General features: G+C 61.5%; 1 protein-coding gene. It reads right to left on the bottom strand.

Annotated elements, in window-relative coordinates; translation table 11 throughout:
• On the bottom strand, window positions 1–375 hold a 375-nt coding region (locus tag U5A58_RS40570; RefSeq protein WP_321965469.1), incomplete at its 3' end, for an HU family DNA-binding protein.
• Window positions 376–377: the final 2 nt, after the last annotated feature.

Raw genomic sequence — 377 nt, 5'->3', positions numbered from 1 at the left:
CGTGAACGGGTCCTTGCCGAAGCGCTTTTTCTTCGCCGGGACAGCCTGGACGCCGATTTTCACCAGGCCCGACAGTGTGAACTCACCTGCACCCTTCTTATGCACCGAGCCCAGAATCGTGTCTTCGAGCGCAGCCAGAACGGCTTTGGCTGCTTTCGGCTCGACACCGGCTTGCTCGGCAACGTGCGTTGCCAACGACGCCTTCGTGAACGTTTCCTTCAGCGGCTTGAGTACGCCATTGGTCGCAGCCTTCTTCGCCGGAGTAACGGCCTTCGGCGCGGCCTTCCTGGCTGCCGGCTTTGCGGCCTTCGGTGCTGCCTTCGGTGCGGCTGATTTTGCAGCCTTCGGGGCTTTCGTTGCGGTCTTCGTTGCCATGA

Source organism: Paraburkholderia sp. J7, from assembly GCF_905220155.1.
Classification (GTDB): Bacteria; Pseudomonadota; Gammaproteobacteria; order Burkholderiales; family Burkholderiaceae; genus Paraburkholderia.
Note: the sequence above shows the minus strand (reverse complement) of the source record. Positions and strands in the feature narration are given on the sequence as shown.